Here is a 1,950-nt window from a genome sequence, read left to right as displayed (position 1 = left end):
CCTCGCCGACCTCAGCGCCCGCGAGCGCGAGGTGCTGCACCTGATCACCCTCGGCGCCTCGAACCACCGCATCGCCGACGACCTCGGCATCAGCGAGAACACGGCCAAGTTCCACGTCTCGAACCTGCTGCGGAAGGCCGGGGCGCGGAACCGGGCGGAGCTGGCCGCGCTGGCGCGATGAGTGCGTCGCCGGGAGCACCCCTCCCAGTCGGGTGACGGCTCCGCACGGCCCGCGATCCCGCGGCCGAGCGGCCCGGACGGGGGGCGTCGAGGGCACCTGACGGCGACCGTCACCCGCCTTCGAGGGCCCCGATCGCGGAGCTTCCTTTCACCCGCCCCTCGGGGCTGAGAGCGGCGGATAGCGTCACCGCAGGTAGCCACGGAGCGCACGTCCGACCCCGCCCCCGAGGGAGGGACGCGCGCAGCCGGAGTCCTCCCCCGCTGTGGAGGCCCGGTCCGTGACGCACGTCGAGGCCCCTGCCACGGCGTGCTCCGGCGACCCCTCCCCCCGCCCCAGCACGAGTCGATCGGACACCGCACATGGCCAGAGCCACTCCCTCCAGGACGTCGCCGCCCCGCATCCCGACCGCGGCGGTGCCGCCCTCGGCGAGAGGGACGAAGCATCTGCTGCGCGTCCTGGCGATCGCACTGACCGCGGGGATCGCCGTGACCGGGACGACGCTCCAGACCGCGGCACCCGCCTCGGCCGCCGAGTCAACGGCGTTCGGACCGGACGGCACGCACTACCCGTCGGACACCCCCGACATCCGCTCCTCCTACTCCGGCTTCACCGTCGTCGACGTGGCGGCCTCGGGCACCGCGATCCGCCGGGCGCTCGACGCCCTCACGACGGCCCAGATCGCGGCCGGCGCCGTCATCCGCGTCGCGCCCGGCCACATCGCGGACCTGTCGGCGCTCAACGGCTACCGCAACGCGGGCGCCACCAAGGTGCTCATCACCGCCCGCGACGGCTTCCGGTCGGTGACCGGCGGCGCCTGGGCGCTGCGGGCGGTCACGGGCATCACGCTCCTCCGCTTCGACATCGGCTCGCTCGACGTCAAGGGCGCGACGAACGCCTCCTTCGCCTGGCTGCGGGTGAACGACAACTGGACGGGGCTCGCCGCCTCGGCCGGCATCCCCGTGCGGGACGTCGAGCTGATCGAGGTCGTCGCACCGGAGTCGACGCTCAAGAACGGCGACTCCGCGCAGATCAAGGCCTACGCGCCCGACATCATGGGCGACGTGCTGGTCGAGGGCGGCTACATCGCTCCCTCCTACTACGTCGACGCGGTCTACGGCGGCACCGGCCCCGCACGACCCCACACCGACACCCTCCAGATCGAGGGCGGCGGAGTGACGGGTCAGATCACGGTCCGCGACACCGTCGTCTTCGCCTCGAACAACAGCGCCGCCATCATCGGCGGAGTGAGGAACGTCGACTTCCAGGAGGCGCTCCTCCTCGGCGGCGCCGCCACCGTTCAGCGCTACCCGTTCCTCGCGGGCGGCGCGGGATACACGGGGGCGATCAACGGACCGGGCAGCCTCAGCGCCGTCCAGGGCTCGGGCGGCGGCAACGTCGACGCGTCGGACTCGACCTTCATCGGCTCGCTCCAGCCGCTGTGGGACACCGTGGTGAACACCCGCACGAACATGACCGGCAAGACCGCGACGACCGGCGGCTTCACCGTCGACCCGACGCTCGGCTCGATGACCGCCGCGCAGCTCGACGCGCTGAGCACGAAGCCGACCACGGCGTACCTCACCGGGATCTGGGACGCCGTCGCCGCACCGGCGCCCACGGCCACGCCCACTCCGACGGCCACGCCGACCGCCACGCCTGCTCCGACCGCCACCGCCACTCCGACGGCCACGCCGACCGCCACGCCTGCTCCGACCGCCACCGCCACTCCGACGGCCACGCCGACCGCCACGGCGAGCGCCACGCCCGCC

2 protein-coding genes are annotated in these 1,950 nt (G+C 73.7%); both read left to right on the top strand.

What is annotated here, in order from left to right; genetic code table 11:
- Positions 1-181: helix-turn-helix domain-containing protein (locus NB037_RS19170; protein WP_251948637.1), on the top strand; the 181-nt coding region annotated here is incomplete at its 5' end.
- Positions 182-540: 359 nt separating this feature from the next.
- A partial coding sequence (locus tag NB037_RS19165) for a hypothetical protein (RefSeq protein ID WP_251948635.1) occupies positions 541-1,950 on the top strand: 1,410 nt, incomplete at its 3' end.

It is taken from the genome of Rathayibacter rubneri, assembly GCF_023743255.1.
Taxonomy (GTDB): Bacteria; Actinomycetota; Actinomycetes; order Actinomycetales; family Microbacteriaceae; genus Rathayibacter; species Rathayibacter rubneri.
The sequence above is the reverse complement of the archived record's forward strand: the minus strand, read 5'-3'. Positions and strand labels throughout refer to the sequence as shown.